The organism is Mesorhizobium sp. CAU 1741 (assembly GCF_039839275.1).
In the GTDB taxonomy this organism is placed as follows: Bacteria; Pseudomonadota; Alphaproteobacteria; order Rhizobiales; family Rhizobiaceae; genus Aerobium.
This window is the reverse complement of record NZ_JBDOQP010000007.1, coordinates 130566-147536: the sequence shown is the minus strand read 5'-3', so window position 1 is coordinate 147536 and position 16971 is coordinate 130566. Positions and strand designations below refer to the sequence as shown.

Below are 16971 nucleotides of genomic sequence, written 5' to 3'. Positions count from 1 at the left end.
ACCCCTCCGTGGCAGAGGAAGTGACGCAGCCACTCATTATAACGTCCTGGCACGTTTACAGCCGCGGATCAGACGTCTAAGCCGCGCGCAAGACAACAACCCCCACGGCAGCATTATGTTTCGCAGCGCCTATGCCCTTCTGGTCCTGACCACAGTGTTGTGGGGCGCGAATGCGGTGGCCGGCAAGCTTGCGGTCGGCCATGTTTCGCCGATGCTCCTGACCGCGCTTCGGTGGGGCTTGGCCTTTGCGATCATGCTCGCGATCGGCCTGCCGCAGCTTTCCCGTGACTGGCACCTGGTCAAACGCAACCTTCTTCTACTCGCCGCGCTCGGCGCTGCAGGTTTTGCCCTCTTCAACGCCACGCTTTATTCAGCGCTTCTGTTCACCACGGCCATCAACGTCTCGATCGAGCAGGCGGGCATGCCGATGTTCATTTTCGCCGCCAACTTCCTGCTTTACGGAATGAAGGTATCGACAGGCCAGATCGTCGGTTTCACCGCGTCACTGATCGGTATCGCATTGACTGCGAGCCACGGCAGCCTGTTGCGCCTGTCGGAACTCCAACTCAACTTCGGCGACCTCCTGATGCTGGGTGCGGTCGTGCTCTATTCCGGCTACACAGTCGCGCTGCGCTACAAGCCCGCGATCCACTGGAAGAGCATGATGCTGGTGATGGCATTCGCCGCCTTCCTGACCTCGCTGCCATTTGCGGCTTGGGAAATCTCCAGCGATCGCGCGATCTGGCCGGACGAACGCGGATGGGCAATTGCCGCGTTCACCGCAATCCTTCCGTCCATAGCCGCCCAGGCCTTCTACATGAGAGGCGTCGAATTGATCGGCGCGAATCGTGCCGGGTTGTTCATCAACCTGGTTCCACTGTTCGGCACCCTGCTCTCGATCGTTCTCCTGGGCGAGGCGTTCCATCTCTACCATGCGGTCGCCCTCACCCTGGTTCTTGGCGGTATCTGGCTTGCAGAGCACAGCGGCCGCAAGCTCGCCGCACAGCGATAGTCGCCCGCAGGGAAACTTTCGCGACGTCGCGCGTTCTTGCTCCTCTGCGATGAGGATCACATGGACGTATTACGCATACTTGCTGCTATTATCCTGCCGCCGCTGGGCGTCTTCCTGCAGGTCGGTCTCGGTCTTCATTTCTGGCTGAACATCCTGCTGACGCTGCTGGGCTACGTGCCCGGCATCATTCACGCGATCTGGGTGGTCCTGCGCAAATGACGCGCCGCGGGGAGGCCCTTCCCGATCACGCGGCAGAGCTGGCGGAAATCCGCAACCTCGCGCGGTTGCTCGATTCGCGATGGCGAATCCCCTTGACGCAGATCCGCTTCGGCATCGATCCTGTTCTCGGGCTTGTGCCTGGAGCAGGCGACCTAGTGGCGGGAGTGGTTTCGACATATGTCATCGTCAAGGCGCATCGCCTCGGTGCGCCCAAGACGCTTCTGGCGCGCATGGCGGGCAATGTCGCGCTCGACACCGTTTTCGGAGCGATTCCACTCGTCGGTTCCGTGTTCGACGTCTTCTACAAGGCCTCGACGCGCAATCTGGGCCTACTTGCCGACCACCTGGAGCGCACTGGCGCCGAAGTCACAGCAGATCTTGATTCGACAACCATACGCTGATTGCTTCGACAACTCTCCGGTCTCCCAGCAGGTCGATGTGTCCTGCGCCATCGATGATGCGATAGGTGCCGCGATCGTTCACGGCAGACATGACCGGTTCGTAGAGCGCAGCGTCGAAAGCCTCGTCGGTGCTCCCCGCCACCACCAGAAATCGTGCCGGTATCGCCGCGATCTCGGATTCGAAATCGGCCCGTGGCGCGAAACTGGTGTTGAGCCGGTAGCTGTAGCTTGTCGTGGCCGTGTCACCGAGCGGCCCTTCCAGCACAAAGGCTGGCATGGCGAAGGCGATGACCGGCAAATGGTTCAGCGCCGTGATGCCGATAGTGTTGAGCATCGTCAGGCCGATGATGCGGCGCACCGCCGGGCGCGCCCAGCCCCCGGAATTCGGCCGCGTTGTCGGCGCATCGTGTTGCAGGTAAGGCGCAAGGAAGACGAAGCCGTCCGCTAGGTCGGTATGTCGGCCTGCGGCGAAGCGGATGGCAAATCCGCCGCCTGACGAGTGACCGCCCAACACGGTCGGGCGCGTCCCGTATTCCGCAGACAGATGCACCATCAAGTCGGCCATGTCGTCTTCGAGTTGGCCAATATAGGCGATATCGCCACGCAGCCTCGTGTTTGGCCCGTGTCCGCGAACGTCGGGGACCACGACTTCGGCGACGCCCGCCTCGGAAAGCGATCGCGCCATCTCGTGAAACTGCATACTGTGCCAGGCAGAGCCATGGACGAGGATGAACCTCACCCCCGCGTCATCAGAAGGATAATACCGATAGAACTGCGAGTCGCCTGCGCGCGTTGGATATGGCAGCAGCGCCGCCAAATCGTCATTGTCGGCGTTCAGCGCGTAGGAGAAATCGATCGCTCCGCCTGACTCAACCGAAGTGTCTATCTCCTGGCTCGCCACCAGGGCGAGTGCGACCGAGAGATAGATCCCTGCTGCGACAAGCGCGCTGAATAGGACGATCTTGACCATTTTCCTTCTCAAGGATGACGTGCCTCAACCCCCGAGCCCGAAAGCGGCGACGGCAGGGGCCGCTTTCCGATACAGTCTAACCCCCCACGTCGAAATGCAACGGTTTGGCTGAATCGATCCTCGGGTCGGCACGTAGCTCTTCCAGCACTTCCGGCGGGAACGGCGCGTCGAGATAGAGGAGCGCGATGGCGTCGCCGCCCGCCCTGTTACGGCCAAGCTGGAAGTTGGCGATGTTGACACCGTTGCGACCACAGATAGAGCCGAGCAGGCCGATAATGCCCGGCGCATCGGCATTGGTGGTGTAGAGCATGTGCTCGCCGACCTCAGCGTCGAGGTTGATGCCCTTGATCTGGATGAAGCGCGCCTTGCCGTCGGAAAAGCAGGTGCCGGCGATCGATCGCGTCCGCGCCGCCGTCTTCACCGTCAGCTTGATGTAGCCGTCGAAGACGCCTGACTTGTCGCGCTTCACCTCCGAGAGGATGACGCCGCGCTCCTTAGCCATGATCGGCGCCGAAACCATGTTGACGTCGGCCACCTGCGGCCGGATCAGGCCGGCGAGTGCCGCGCTGGTCAACGCGCGCGTGTTCATATCGGTCGTCGCGCCGTCGAACAGGATTTCCACCTCCTGGATCGCCTCGTCGGTGACCTGCCCGACAAATGCGCCAAGCACCTCCGCCAGCTTGATGAAAGGCTTCAGCCGTGGCGCTTCTTCCGCCGAGATCGACGGCATGTTGATGGCGTTGGAAACCGCGCCTTTCACCAGGTAATCGGACATCTGCTCGGCCACCTGAAGCGCGACGTTCTCCTGCGCTTCAGACGTCGATGCGCCCAGATGCGGCGTGCAGACGACGTTCTCGAAGTCGAAGAGCGGGCTCTCGGTCGCCGGCTCGACCTCGAACACGTCGATGCCCGCGCCGGCAACCTTGCCGCTTTTCAGCGCATCGATCAGGTCGGCTTCCACGACAAGCCCGCCGCGCGCGCAGTTGATGATACGCACGCCATCCTTCATCTTCGCGAAGGCGTCCTTGTTGATGATGCCGCGCGTGCGGTCAGTCATCGGCGTATGAAGCGTGATGAAATCCGAGCGGGTGAAGATTTCGTCGAGCTCGACCTTCTCGACGCCGAGTTCCTGCGCCCTGCCCTCCGACAGGAAGGGATCGTAGGCGATGACCTTCATGCGCAGCCCGACGCCGCGCGTCGCGACGATCGATCCGATATTGCCACAGCCGATGACGCCCAGCGTCTTGCCGGTAATCTCGACGCCCATGAAGCGGTTCTTTTCCCACTTGCCCGCATGGGTGGAGGCGTTCGCCTCTGGCAACTGGCGGGCAACCGCGAACATCAGGGCGATCGCGTGCTCCGCCGTGGTGATCGAATTGCCGAACGGCGTGTTCATGACGATGATGCCGCGACGCGATGCCGCCGGAATATCGACATTGTCGACACCGATGCCCGCGCGCCCGACTACTTTGAGATTGGTCGCTGCCGCGATCAGCTTTTCCGTCACCTTGGTGGCCGAGCGAATGGCGAGACCATCATACTGGCCGATGACTTCGAGCAGTTTCTCCTTGTCCTTGCCGAGATCCGGCAGGTAGTCGACCTCGACGCCGCGATCCTTGAAGATCTGAACGGCAGTGGGTGAAAGCTTGTCTGAAACGAGTACGCGGGGTGCCATGATGGCCTCCTTCGTCAGCTTGAGTAGTCAATGGGAGGGGGTGAGGGCCGCTCCCAACAGCGACCCCCGGAAGAAATCTTAAGCCGCAGCCTTCAGCGCTGCTTTTTGCTGCGCGAAGGCCCAGTCGAGCCAAGGCATGAGCGCCTCGAGGTCGGCCGTCTCGACGGTCGCACCGGCCCATATGCGCAGGCCGGGAGGCGCGTCGCGATAGGCGCCGATGTCGAAGGCGACGCCTTCCTTGTCGAGCATGGACGCCAGCCCCTTGGCGAAGGCGGCCTGCGCGTCCGCGTCGAGCGCGGTGATCTCCGGATCGACGATGGACAGGCAAACGGAGGTGTTCGACCGCGTCGCGGGATCGACCGCGAGATGGGCGAGCCACGCACTCTTTTCGACAAAGGCGTCGATGGCCGCGAAGTTTGCGTCGGCGCGCGCGACGAGTCCGTCGAGACCGCCGATCGACTGCGCCCAATCGAGCGCATCGAGATAGTCTTCAACGCACAGCATCGATGGCGTGTTGATCGTTTCGCCCTTGAAGATGCCCTCGATCAGCTTGCCGCCCTTGGTCATGCGGAAGATCTTGGGCATCGGCCACGCGGGCGTGTAGTTTTCGAGCCGCTCGACGGCGCGCGGCGACAGGATCAGCATGCCATGGGCCGCCTCGCCTCCCAGCACCTTCTGCCAGGAAAAGGTAACAACATCGAGCTTGTCGAAATCGAGCCTCTGGGCAAAGGCCGCCGATGTGGCGTCGCAGATGGTCAGCCCCTTGCGATCGGCGCGGATGAAGTCAGCGTTCGGCACGCGCACGCCGGACGTCGTCCCGTTCCAGGTGAACACCACGTCGCGGTCGAAGTCGATCTGCGAAAGGTCCGGCAGACGGCCGTAGTCGGCTTCGATCTTGCGGGCATCCGGCAGCTTGAGCTGCTTGATCACATCGGTCACCCAGCCGGAGCCGAAGGATTCCCAGGCGACCATGTCGACGCCGCGCTCGCCGAGCAGCGACCACAGCGCCATCTCGACGGCGCCCGTGTCGGACGCCGGCACGATGCCGATCCGCCAGTCGGCGGGTACCTTGAGAACGTCGCGAGTGAGATTGATGGCCCGTTCGAGCTTGGCCTTGCCGACCTTGGCTCGGTGCGAACGACCAAGCGGGGCGTCGGACAGCGCTTCAAGCGACCAGCCGGGACGCTTGGCACAGGGACCGGAGGAAAAATTGGAATTTGCCGGACGCAGGTCCGGCTTGGAATGAGTCGTCATCTGGTTCTACCCTTTCAGATAGCACGCCTCTCGTTGGGGAGAGGTGGCCCGCTGCGGGCATTACGCCAACGCGCGAGAAAGCGCAAGTGGGTCCTCGCGAACGACGAAGGGTGAGGACGGCCGCCCATCACCGGTGCCGCAATGGGCCGGCTGCGGCGTACGTCGCCAAGACGTTTGGCATATTTTCGGGCGGCATCTTGAATTTCGCCTTGATTGAGCGTAAGTTAACCGGATCGATCTTGCTGACGAACTTTGTTTCCGCGCTCAAGCGCTCCGACGATCTTCCTATTCAATTTCGACTTTTTGGGCGCTTGGCATGTTGCCGGGCGACTTTTTGCTATTTCGATTTGAAAGGAAATCATCATGGCTACTGGTACCGTAAAGTTCTTCAATGCGACCAAGGGCTTCGGCTTCATCGAGCTGGGCAACGGCGAATCGGACGTTTTCGTCCACATCTCGGCTGTCGAGCGCGCTGGCATGCGTAGCCTCGTCGAAGGTCAGAAGCTCAGCTTCGACATCGTCAAGGACAACCGCAACGGCAAGAGCGCCGCTGAGAACCTCCAGGCCGCTTAAGGATCTGCGCTTCTGGTCTGTGACCACGGATGTACTGGCACCGGCCATTGAGGCGTGCAGGAGAAGGTCGGGGAATTCCCCGGCCTTTTTTGCTAGAAGGGAGTCGATTGTGGACGAAAGCACCATCAACGCCATGTTCAAGCCCAAGCCTTCCAAGCAGGAGGCGAAGGCGGATACGACCACCAGGGTCGCGCGCGAGATACTGGATTCGGAGTCCAGAAAACGCGACGCCAAGACCGAGCGCCTCCGTCTGGCGCGCCTTGCAAGCGAGGCTTCCGACACGGAAGCTCCCGCCGCAAAACCCAAGGTGAAGGCAAAGGCAAAGGCAAAGGCCAAGCCGAAAGCCAAGGCAAAGAAGTAGCGCAGCCTATGCGCCACAGCAGTACCCCGCCGCCTTCCGGCGACGGGGCGTGCTGCCTGAGATGCCCCCGCGAATGCGGGCGCGTAGGGTAATGGGAGACCGCGCGCGCGGTTCCGCCATTCCGGTCACGTATTCCAACCCATTGTAATCTGGCGGTTTGTGAGGCTTCGGCGTCTGCATGCTTTTCATGCGCCGCGCTTCGTCCTATCGGTTTGGATCAAGCGATTCTGCCGGAGGGACCATGAACAGAATGCCGTCGACAGTTCTCATGGTCATGGTGATGACGGCACTGCTCGCAGCGCTCGGCATCGCGCTGGAGCAGAAGGGCTACGCCTTCGGCGCACGCGGCGTCGAGCGGCTCGACGCGATCGCCAGTGCCGCCACCTTCATGCCGCTGGCAGCGCTCTATGCGTTTGCCGCCGCCTTGATGATGCTCCTGCCCCTGCGCGCCGCCGGATACGTCTACGCCAACGCCGCCTCACCGATTCACGCGGCGGCGTCGATCCTGCTGGCAACGGTGATCGGGCTGCAGGTCGCACGCTTCGCCTTTGGCGAGGACGACGCGTTGTGGACCCTGGTCGATTGGCAATTTGTCTTCGCCGTCGCCATCATCGTGGCGCACATGTTCATGAACCATCTGCGGCGCAACCTGCTGATGCGCACGCTGTTCTTCATCATCTTTCTCGCGGCGGCGGCGGCGTGTCTCTTCTGGACCTTCCGCCTTTGACGAGAGGCCAAAAAAGAAACGGCGAGCCGAAGCCCGCCGTTGTTGCCTGAGATGTCTGGTGCCTACCAGAGTTCGTAGCGCAAGCCAACCCTGACCTGATGCTGCATGTTGCCCTTCTCGACCGCCAGCGTATCCGTGTTCAGATATTCCATCTCCGGCGTGTGCAGGAACTGATAGCCGGCATCGATCGACACGTTATCAGTGATCTTGTAGCTGCCGCCCGCCATGAGCGCATAGGCGAAGTTGTACTGCCTGTCTGAAATGCTCTCGACGGTGCCGGAGATCGGCGCGTTGATGTCGATCTCGTGGCGCGAATAGGTGACGCCTACGCCGGCGCCGACATAGGGCGTGAATCCGGCGATCGTGCCAAGGTCGACATAGCCGTTGACCAAGCCGCTCCACATCTTGTGGGAAGCTTCCCACGTCTCGGTGCCATCCTGGGCAAAGAAGTCGTCACCGTTGAGGTAGCCGATATTGGCGTCGAAACGGATGTTGTCGTTGAGGTAGTAGCCGACGCCGACGCTGCCGCCGAACGGTCCGTGTTCCACGTCTCGTCCGAGCCATGTGAAATCATAGACCGGTTCCGCCACGTTGTAGCTGATGTCGCCCCGCAGGTACCAGCCGGAGCCGACTTCGACCGGCACCCATTCCGGTGCCTCTTCCACGAAGATCGGCGGGTCATAATCGGCAGCCAGCGCCTGTGCGGCAGGCAGGATTGCCAGCGCGACGCAGGTTGCGAGCAGGCGGGAACTGAGGCTCATGGGTCCACTCCAGACACGTGGTGCAAAAGTGACGGCGCTCTTGCCGTCTTCATGAGCATTGTTAACCATAGTGGTTAAGTCACGGTTAAGGCTAACAAAGGGTAATCGGCCTCGCATTGGCATCAAGCGGGCAAGCGCTTCGCCAAAACCAAAAGGCCCGGCAAAGCCGGGCCTTCGAAGCAGTGATGCAGCACATTCTAGTACAGCGAGTAGCGCACGCCGAGCTTGAAATCGTGCGAGGTGATGTCCTCGAAATGCATGGGGTTGTCGATCGCATTGGTGCCGTCATAGGTAACGATATCGCCCGAGCGCGCATCCCCAAGGTTCAGGAAGCTGTAGCCGAGATCGATCGTCAGACGGTCGGTCGCCTTGATGCCGATACCGGCATGCAGCGCCCAGGCCAGGTTCCATTCCGACGCGGCATCCGCATAGGCCAGCGTCGGCGCATTCGTCGCCGGATCGAGACCGGCATCGCGGAACGAATGGATTGTGTTGCGGCTGGCACCGAGGCCAGCGCCGACATAAGGCACGATCCCGTAGAACTCGCCAAGGTCGGCATAGGCGTTCGCCATCAGCAGCCACTCCGACTTCTTGCCGGAATAGTTGTTGAACCGTGCATTGCCGTCATTGTCAGTCCACGAGTCGAGGCCGTGGAAGCCAACCTCGCCGCGATACTCGACGATGCCGTCGACGCGCAGATAGTCGTTGATCTGGTAGCCCACGCCCGCACCGACCGTCGGCCCGGCCTCGAAGTTCTTGTCCAGCACGGCAAAATTGTTGGCCGGCGTGAAGCTGTCGAACAGCACATTGTACAGATCGCCGACACGCTGGTTCGACATGCCGATATGACCACGCAGATACCAGCCGCCATAGACGGGAGCCGGCGCTGGCTCGTATTCGATGATTGGCGGCTCGTACAGATCCGCGCCAAGCGCGGGCAGGGAACCAAAAGTGGCAAACGCAAGGCCGGCGGCCAGCAGCTTCATGGATTTGAGCATGACATCCCATCCTCGCAAGCGCCCGGCCACGAACTTTCCGGGCCGAGCATGATTGAACTCGGATGGACAATGAATCGGAAAGGTTAAGTCTCGATTAACCGCCTTTATTAACCGTACCAATTGTCCTTCGCATGTGCATCAAAGCACATGCACCCCATACTGAAGACGGAAACGGCGCTGCTCCATCTCAAGGAGCAGCGCCTTGTTTCGTCTCTAGAAACTGCGCGTGGAAGGCCTATTCGCAGAGATTGCCGACGCGATCAGCGGTCAGTTCGAGACTATCCATGCGGTTGGCGCCAGCATCGTCGTCCCAGTCGTTCGCCAGCCTGATCGCGAAAACGTCGTTCGGAAACAGCGCGACATAGTTCGCACCCCACCCGACCATCGTCGGATAATAGAAGCTGCAGCCGTTTCGCGAGTCCATGTGCGCACGCCAGAACGCCTTGAGATAGTAGGGACGCTGCGGATCGCCGGTCGGAAAGCCGATCGGGGCTTCCGATGGCGCGATGTCCGCGAGTTTCTCGGCGTTCAGGATCTGCTTATCGCCGACCCGACCATCATTCTGGAACAGCTTCGCGATTTTGACCATGTCGCTGATGGTCGGGTAGAAGCCGAAAGCCATGAGAGGCTGGTCGTCTTCGGAAGCGGCTTCGATGGTCTTGTTGATCGGCGCATAGTGGATACCGATCGGCTCATAGACCTCTTCGGTGACCAGGTCCCATATGGTGTGATACGCCTCGTCATGCGCGCGGACGTAGCGTGACATCGCCTCCCCGAGCAGGAACATGTCCTCGTCCCGATAACGCGCAACCTCTCCATTGCCCCATGGATAGGGCTCGGCGCCCTCGAGGAGCACGTCGAGCTTTCCTTCGACGGTTGGCGCCTCGTACCAGGCCATGTACGGGTCGAGGAAGGGATCGGTGATGTTGTACGGCTTCTCGTCCTGCGAACCGTAGCCCATGCCGCTGGCCATGTTCAGCAGATCACCAAAGGTCGCCTGATCCCAGCCAGGAAGGCCCTCGGCTTCGTTGACATATTCGGCGATTTTCTCGTCGAAGACGCCCGGGCCGTATTTCTCCGCCAGCCGCAGCATGGCCACCGTATTCGCCGCCGCCTTGGTCACCGACCACACCCCGAAGCGCTGCCGGTCGCAATAGGGAAGTTCGCCCGCCACCGTCGGACACGACTTGAGATAAAACGTCCCGTCGACCCCCAGACCGTCGACGACGATCTCTTCGCTGTTGATGTCGCCGTTGAACCCGTCGACCGATTCTTCGCCGAATTTTTCCACAAGAGCCTGCCAGTCGGCAAGTTTCTCCGCATCGTCCATCGCCTGGCGATGCTTGGCGGCGATTTCCTCCTCATTGTCCACGCTGCCTTCCGAGAGCGACGCATCGGCCAGCCCGGCTGCCGTGAAATAGTCTTCGACATAGAAGGGAGCCGTCTGGCTGACCACCTGAAAGCGCAGGTCCGAAACCTCTCCGTCCTTGTAGAGGAACATGGCGACACCATTATGGGTCTCACCTTCAATCGAATGCATCAGGGAAAACGGGAAGGATGCACGGTTCCAGCCATCGTCCCCATCCTCCGACCAGACCTTTCCCGGCTGGACGATGATGTCCCAAAAGCTGGTTCCGTTCGCGGTGGAGCCATAACGCTGCACATCCTGCGTTGACGGTACGAGGTCATCGTCGACGGTTACGAACGAGAGCACGGCGGCGGGAAACACCTGCGGGTCCTTGCCAAGGATATCGTTGCTCTTGAACGTGCCGGGATCAGTGGTCATCGCCACTTCCGACAGGGCAATCGTGCCGGTGAACGGGGCAGTTGCGGGCTTGGCATCCCGTGGCGCGACGAACGCCTTGTTTTCAACGATCCCAACGGACTCGGTGCCGCCAGTAAACTCATCGATCGCCAGATCAGTACGGTCTGCCGACACGGCGCCCGTTGACCAGACACAGCCGATGAGGGCAATCGCCGACGTTAGATTTCTCATGGGGTACTCTCCATCGTTTCGGGAGCCCCAGCCTAACAGTCGCTGCCGCGTAGCCTTGGCGATCAACGAAGCATTATTGGCGTTTTGCGAAAATCCGCTGCCATTTGGCACTTAAATTGCCGCGTGGCTTGCGACCCGCCATCGAGCTCAAGCCGCGTCGCGGGCGTCCGAAATCGCACCGACGATGTCGTCGACCACCTGCTCGACGAGCGTCTTGTCGTCGGCTTCGGCCATGACGCGAATCAACGGTTCGGTGCCCGATGGGCGGATGACCAGCCGGCCCTTGCCGCCGAGTCTCGCATTCGCATCCGCGATCGCCGACTTCACCAGCTTGCTCTCCAGCGGCGCGCCGCCGGAGAAGCGGACATTCTTCAAAACCTGAGGGACAGGCTCGAACTTGCTGCAGACCTCACTTGCCGGTCGCTCCGCGCGCTTGATGCAGGCAAGAACCTGCAACGCGGATACCAGTCCGTCGCCGGTGGTCGAGAAATCAGACAGGACAACGTGGCCGGACTGCTCGCCGCCGACATTGAACCCATGCGCGCGCATGTGTTCGACGACGTAGCGGTCTCCCACCTTGGTGCGGTGAAGCGAAAGGCCGAGATCGCCGACATAACGCTCCAGCCCAAGGTTCGACATGATGGTTGCCACGAGCCCGCCGCCGGCCAGGCGTCCGCTGCGATGCCAGCTCTCGGCGATCAGCGCCATGATCTGGTCGCCGTCGATCACCGTGCCGGTCTCGTCGACGATCACGACGCGGTCCGCGTCGCCATCCAGCGCGATGCCGATATCGGCCCGCACCTCGTGAACCTTGCGCGACAGGCCGAGCGGATGCGTCGAGCCGCAATCCTCGTTGATGTTGAGGCCGTTCGGCTCGTTGTTGATGGTGATAACTTCAGCGCCGAGTTCCCACAGCGCCGCCGGCGCCACCTTGTAGCCCGCGCCGTTGGCGCAATCGACGACGATGCGCAGCCCCGAAAGCGACATGGAGCGCGGCAGCGTGCGCTTGGCGAACTCGATATAGCGGTCATGGACGCCGTCGATGCGCTTGGCCCGGCCGAGCCCGTCGGCGTCGGCGAGCGCGATGTCGACGTCCCGGTCGAGCAACTGCTCGATACGCGTTTCGATCTCGTCTGACAGCTTGTAGCCGTCAGGGCCGAAAAGCTTGATGCCGTTGTCGTAGTAGGGATTGTGAGAAGCGGAAATCATCACGCCGATGTCGGCGCGCAAGGAGCGCACCAGCATCGCGACGCCCGGCGTCGGGATCGGTCCCAGCAGGAACACGTCCATGCCGGCGGCGCAGAAGCCGGCGACCATGGCGTTCTCGATCATATAGCCCGACAGGCGGGTGTCCTTGCCGAGCACGACGCGGTGGCGATGACTGCCGCGCTTGAACGACATGCCGACGGCCATGCCGACGCGCATCGCCACTTCCGCCGTCATCGGCAGTCTGTTGGCCCGTCCCCGAATACCGTCCGTTCCGAAATACCGTCTGCTCATGCCCACTCTCGGTTCCCGTTTCGGATTCCCTCTTGGCGAGGTGTGCCACAGGAAAACGCCGCTTTGGTATCACATTGTGTGATATTCTGTTATCGATTGGGTACGATTTGGTAAATAGCCGGCAATCATCGGTCTTTTCACGAAGTCTTTCGGAAAGGTGGCGCCCGGTGAGACCTTGCGGGCCACGTCTCTCTCACCCCATCCACGTGGCGATCAACCTCGCCAATATCTTGCCCACTGCGTAATCCCAGCGGCCTTTCCAGGCGCATGGTCTCGCGCGCCCACCGCCAGTGCGCTGATCCGCCGCCAACATCAACACCACATGTTCGAGAAAGGCGGATGCGGTTATGCTATATCAGGCAGCAGATGCACATGAGGGTTGCTTCGAGATCCGCGTGCTTATCGAAATCATTTGGAGGAACGAGCCGCACCATGAAGGACAATGTGGCGCCCAAGATCGCCGAGCCACGGCAGCGTCGCGCCATCGCCACCCGAGCTGGACTGCTGGAAACGGTCGAGGCGATCGTCATCGCCGAGGGTATCGATGCAGTCACGACCACGCGGGTCGCTGCGGAGTCCGGTGTGGCCGTGGGAACGATCTATCGCTATTTCGCCGATCGCGATGCGATGCTGCTGGCGGCCTATGACGACCACGTAGCGCGGCTGGTGGAGAAGTGCCGCCATGCCCTCCAGGTCCTTCACGAGGATACACGCCCGGAAGAGGCTGCCAGCCACATCCTCGATGTTTACCTCGCCGGTGCCCAGGCGATGCCCGCCCATGCGGGCCTTCTGAATGCGATGCGGCAGCTCCGTCCCATCGCGGCAGATCGGCCGTATGACGGTGACAGGATCCTTGCCGAATTGTTCGTGCCGTTTTTCTCCCGCTTCGAGCGCACCGCAAATGCCTCTCCCCTGCGCTTCAAGATGATGAATGCGTTGCTGGGCGCGCTGGTCGATTTCTACCTGATCTCACCCGAGCCCGAAGTGCAGGCCATCGTGCGCGAGGAGATCGAGGCGCACCTGATGCTGATGATCAGCCGGATTTCCGAGGACTGAATAAGAAAGCGCCGCGAGGAGATATCCTCGCGGCGCTATATTTCGGCACACGGCAGTCGCGTCAGCCTTGCGGCTGCGGTTCCATGCCGGCGTCGGGCTCTTCGCCGCCCTTCTTTCCTTCCTTGCGCGCACCCGCCTTCGGCACGGTCGAGCCACGGCTGGGCGGTGTATCGTCGCCGAGATCCCGTGCCGGCTTCTGGCCCTTGATGATCGCCTTGATTTCCTCGCCCGAGAGCGTCTCGTATTCGAGCAGGCCTTCGGCAATCGCGAGCCACTCGTCGCGATGGTCCTTTAGGATGCGATGGGCTTCCTTGTAGGCCTCGTCGATCAGGCGGCGAACTTCTGCGTCGATGAGCTGTGCCGTCTCTTCCGAAACATTCTGCTGGCGCGCCACGGAATGCCCGAGGAACACTTCCTCCTGATTGTCGCCATAGGCGACGTGGCCGAGCTTTTCGGAGAACCCCCAACGGGTGACCATCGCACGAGCGAGCTTCGTCGCCTGGTCGATGTCCGAGGCCGCACCAGAGGTGATGTTCTCCTTGCCGAACTTGAGTTCCTCGGCGACGCGGCCGCCCATCATGATGACGAGTCGCGACGTCATGTACTTGTAGCTCATCGAGTAGCGGTCGCCCTCCGGAAGCTGCATCACCATGCCGAGCGCGCGACCGCGCGGGATGATCGTCGCCTTGTGCAGCGGATCGGCCGACGGGACCTGCAGAGCGGTGATGGCGTGACCGGCCTCATGATAAGCGGTCAGTTCCTTTTCCGCCTGGGTCATGGCGTTGGAGCGGCGCTCCGCACCCATCATGATCTTGTCCTTGGCGTCCTCGAACTCGGCCATGGTTACGAGACGCTTGTTGCGCCGCGCCGCCATCAGCGCCGCCTCGTTGACGAGGTTGGCGAGATCGGCGCCCGAGAAGCCCGGCGTGCCGCGTGCCATGACCTTGAGGTCGACATTCGGCGCCAGAGGCACGTTGCGCACGTGCACCTTGAGGATCTTCTCGCGGCCGACGACGTCCGGATTGGGCACCACGACCTGACGGTCGAAGCGGCCCGGACGCAACAGCGCCGGATCGAGCACGTCGGGACGGTTGGTGGCGGCGATAAGGATGATGCCCTCGTTCGCCTCGAACCCGTCCATCTCGACAAGGAGCTGATTCAGCGTCTGCTCGCGCTCGTCATTGCCACCGCCCAGGCCGGCGCCACGATGGCGGCCGACAGCATCGATCTCGTCGATGAAGATGATGCAGGGTGCGTTCTTCTTGGCCTGCTCGAACATGTCGCGGACGCGGCTGGCGCCGACACCGACGAACATTTCGACGAAATCCGAACCGGAGATGGTGAAGAACGGTACGTTGGCTTCGCCCGCGACGGCGCGCGCCGTCAGCGTCTTGCCGGTGCCGGGAGGGCCGACGAGCAGGACGCCGCGCGGAATCTTGCCGCCGAGGCGCTGGAACTTCTGCGGGTCGCGCAGGAATTCGACAATCTCCTCCAGATCCTGCTTGGCTTCGTCGACGCCCGCGACATCGGCGAACGTCACGCGGCCGTGCGCTTCGGTCAGGAGCTTGGCCTTGGACTTGCCGAAGCCCATCGCGCGGCCCGAGCCGGATTGCATCTGGCGCATGAAGAAGATCCAGACGCCGAGAATGAGGATCATCGGCAGCCAGGAGATCAGGTAGCCGAAGATGGAGTTGGAGCCATCGCTCTCGGGCCGTGCGTTGATCGTCACGCCGCGGTCTTCGAGACGGTCGACCAGCGCGGGATCACCCGGCGAATAGGTCTGGAAGCCGGTGCTGGAATCGCCGTAGGTGCCGGAGATTCGGCTACCCGAGATCGTCACCGTGCTGACGCGGCCCGAATCCACCTCCTGCAGGAACTCCGAATAGGGAATCTCGCGTGCCATGCCGCGCTGCTGCGGGGCCTGGAAAAGGTTGAAGAGCGCGATCAGCAAGACGGCGATGATCGCCCAGAGCGCGAGATTGCGATAATTCGGATTCATCGTGTTTCCTGTTGAGGCCCGCAATGCCGTTTGGCAGCGGACGGAGGTCCCAAAGAAGCGAGTGTCGCGCCTAACATAGGCATCGGCAAATGCCTTGCCAAGCACAAGCACCGCACTGGGTTAAGCTTCCGGTTCATTGTGGTGCTTCCATGGCGGGGACGGGGGCGCGTCTGTGCCGAGCAGGCGCGTCGCTGCCGCCGCGAGCGGCAGGTCGAAATCCGGCAGGAAGCGTGCGAAGGGACTGGCGATGCGCGTTGAATGCACCCCGGCCTCCGCCGCGCTTCGGCACGCAAGCAGACCGACGAGCCCGTTGGGGCCGTACAGCGCCGGTTCGCTCGAAAGCGCATCGCGCACAAGGCCTTGTGACGGCATCGCATCGCCGGCAACAAGTTCCGCTGCCAACCGGGGGCCGAGGGCGGCGATCTGCAGATGCGCCTGCCCATCACCCATGAGGTGCCAGCGGCCGTCCCACACGCAGCTCGCATCGGCGCGGATTGGGTCGGGCAATCCGCGCTTCTCGCGCCTCAGCCAGATCGCATCCTTGCGCCGGTCGACCACGGCGCGCGACAATGAGACGCGCGGCAAACCGTGGTTCAGTTTTTCGTGCAGCGCCCGTGTGCGAGCCGCGTCCGGCAATCGCGCCACGCCGCCGACCAGTGCCAGTACGACGCGCAGCGCATGCACAGTGTCGTCGCCTTTCTCCTCGAGCAGCCGCGCATCGAGCCGGAACAGCCCGGGCGAGGGCATCGAGGCGCAAGCGTCGAGCAGTGTCGCGGCCTGTTCTGCAAGGGCCTGACGGGCCCTGCCGGCGGACGCGGCCTGCGCTGCAAGGCGGTCCGTCTCGCCCGACGTCGCGAGGTCCGCCCGTACCCTGACCCGCTCATAGGCGGGGTTCAGGTTGGTCGGGTCCTCGATCCAGGCAAGCTCCCGGGCAATCAGCTCTTCGCGCAGGGCCTGCCGGCGCATACCAAGCAACGGCCGCACGATCCACACACGCCCGTCGAACAGCGTCGCGCGCGCCATCCCGGCAAGGCCGCCTCCCTGCCCCCGCTGCGCCCGCATCGCCACCGTCTCGGCCTGATCGTCGAGAGTATGGCCGGTGAGGATGCAATCCGCTCCGACCGCCGAGGCTTCGTCGGCGAGCAGGTCATAGCGCGCCTCGCGAGCTGCGGCGATCACGCCTGTTTGAGGCTTGGCTCCCGCCCACGCCACCGCCCGGTGCTCGATCTCCAGCGACCTGCATAGATCGCCGACCGCCAAGGCTTCTTTCGCCGCTTCCGGGCGCAGGCCATGGTCGACGGTCACCGCAAGCAGCCGCGTCGCCGAGGCTTGTCGATCGAGATACTGTTTCAGGAGAACGAGGAGTGCGAGCGAGTCGCTTCCGCCGGATATGGCGACAACCAGCCTTGATCGCTGGCCGAGCTCGAGATCGCCGAAGATACGGTCGACATCGATACCCATGTGGGCTG

At 62.3% G+C, this 16971-nt stretch carries 16 protein-coding genes; 7 read left to right on the top strand and 9 right to left on the bottom strand.

What is annotated here, in order from left to right:
• Positions 1–115: 115 nt before the first annotated feature.
• The 3 genes from AAFN84_RS23180 to AAFN84_RS23170 are packed head-to-tail and all read left to right on the top strand — an operon-like array spanning position 116 to position 1632.
• A complete protein-coding gene (locus AAFN84_RS23180) occupies positions 116–1012 on the top strand; it encodes a DMT family transporter (protein WP_347517089.1) in 897 nt (298 codons plus the stop codon).
• A 60-nt stretch (positions 1013–1072) separates the two neighbouring features.
• Positions 1073–1231 carry a YqaE/Pmp3 family membrane protein gene (locus tag AAFN84_RS23175; protein WP_347517088.1) on the top strand — a complete coding sequence of 53 codons (159 nt, stop codon included), beginning with the start codon at positions 1073–1075 and terminating at the stop codon, positions 1229–1231.
• Positions 1228–1632 carry a DUF4112 domain-containing protein gene (locus AAFN84_RS23170; protein ID WP_347517087.1) on the top strand — a complete coding sequence of 135 codons (405 nt, stop codon included), beginning with the start codon at positions 1228–1230 and terminating at the stop codon, positions 1630–1632. The genes AAFN84_RS23175 and AAFN84_RS23170 overlap by 4 nt, the downstream gene beginning before the upstream one ends.
• On the opposite strand, the gene AAFN84_RS23165 is transcribed toward AAFN84_RS23170, so the two are convergent.
• The 3 genes from AAFN84_RS23165 to AAFN84_RS23155 all read right to left on the bottom strand — a co-directional run bounded on the left by AAFN84_RS23165 (position 1598) and on the right by AAFN84_RS23155 (position 5531).
• A complete protein-coding gene (locus AAFN84_RS23165) occupies positions 1598–2602 on the bottom strand; it encodes an alpha/beta fold hydrolase (RefSeq protein ID WP_347517086.1) in 1005 nt (334 codons plus the stop codon). The two genes, AAFN84_RS23170 and AAFN84_RS23165, sit on opposite strands and share 35 nt — an antisense overlap.
• Positions 2603–2678: 76 nt before the next feature.
• Positions 2679–4277: a phosphoglycerate dehydrogenase gene (gene serA, locus AAFN84_RS23160; protein WP_347517085.1), complete on the bottom strand. Its 1599-nt coding sequence runs from the start codon at positions 4275–4277 to the stop codon at positions 2679–2681.
• 78 nt (positions 4278–4355) lie between these two features.
• On the bottom strand, positions 4356–5531 hold the full coding sequence (locus AAFN84_RS23155) for a phosphoserine transaminase (protein ID WP_347517084.1): 1176 nt from the start codon (positions 5529–5531) through the stop codon (positions 4356–4358).
• Positions 5532–5894: 363 nt separating this feature from the next.
• Between AAFN84_RS23155 and AAFN84_RS23150 the strand changes: the two genes are divergently transcribed.
• From AAFN84_RS23150 to AAFN84_RS23140, 3 genes are all read left to right on the top strand, one after another.
• Positions 5895–6104, top strand: coding sequence for a cold-shock protein (locus AAFN84_RS23150; protein WP_347517083.1), 210 nt, complete (start codon positions 5895–5897; stop codon positions 6102–6104).
• A 109-nt stretch (positions 6105–6213) separates the two neighbouring features.
• Positions 6214–6465: a hypothetical protein gene (locus AAFN84_RS23145; protein ID WP_347517082.1), complete on the top strand. Its 252-nt coding sequence runs from the start codon at positions 6214–6216 to the stop codon at positions 6463–6465.
• Between the two features lie 241 nt (positions 6466–6706).
• Complete coding sequence (locus AAFN84_RS23140) at positions 6707–7192, top strand: hypothetical protein (protein WP_347517081.1); 486 nt, start codon at positions 6707–6709, stop codon at positions 7190–7192.
• A 62-nt stretch (positions 7193–7254) separates the two neighbouring features.
• On the opposite strand, the gene AAFN84_RS23135 is transcribed toward AAFN84_RS23140, so the two are convergent.
• From AAFN84_RS23135 to glmM, 4 genes are all read right to left on the bottom strand, one after another.
• Positions 7255–7953, bottom strand: coding sequence for an outer membrane protein (locus AAFN84_RS23135; protein ID WP_347517080.1), 699 nt, complete (start codon positions 7951–7953; stop codon positions 7255–7257).
• A 197-nt stretch (positions 7954–8150) separates the two neighbouring features.
• On the bottom strand, positions 8151–8951 hold the full coding sequence (locus tag AAFN84_RS23130) for an outer membrane beta-barrel protein (protein WP_347517079.1): 801 nt from the start codon (positions 8949–8951) through the stop codon (positions 8151–8153).
• 235 nt (positions 8952–9186) lie between these two features.
• Entirely contained in the window at positions 9187–10947 is a 1761-nt protein-coding gene (locus AAFN84_RS23125) for a serine hydrolase domain-containing protein (RefSeq protein ID WP_347517078.1), read from the bottom strand.
• 147 nt (positions 10948–11094) lie between these two features.
• Entirely contained in the window at positions 11095–12447 is a 1353-nt protein-coding gene (glmM, locus tag AAFN84_RS23120; protein WP_347517077.1) for a phosphoglucosamine mutase, read from the bottom strand.
• Positions 12448–12879: 432 nt separating this feature from the next.
• On the opposite strand from glmM, the gene AAFN84_RS23115 reads away from it, so the two are divergent.
• Positions 12880–13503 (top strand): TetR/AcrR family transcriptional regulator, encoded by a 624-nt coding sequence (locus AAFN84_RS23115; RefSeq protein WP_347517076.1) that lies wholly within the window; start codon positions 12880–12882, stop codon positions 13501–13503.
• A 61-nt stretch (positions 13504–13564) separates the two neighbouring features.
• Here the strand turns inward: AAFN84_RS23115 and ftsH are convergent, their stop codons facing one another.
• Positions 13565–15502 (bottom strand): ATP-dependent zinc metalloprotease FtsH, encoded by a 1938-nt coding sequence (gene ftsH / locus AAFN84_RS23110; protein WP_347517075.1) that lies wholly within the window; start codon positions 15500–15502, stop codon positions 13565–13567.
• 120 nt (positions 15503–15622) lie between these two features.
• A complete protein-coding gene (gene tilS / locus AAFN84_RS23105; RefSeq protein ID WP_347517074.1) occupies positions 15623–16963 on the bottom strand; it encodes a tRNA lysidine(34) synthetase TilS in 1341 nt (446 codons plus the stop codon).
• Positions 16964–16971 lie beyond the last annotated feature (8 nt).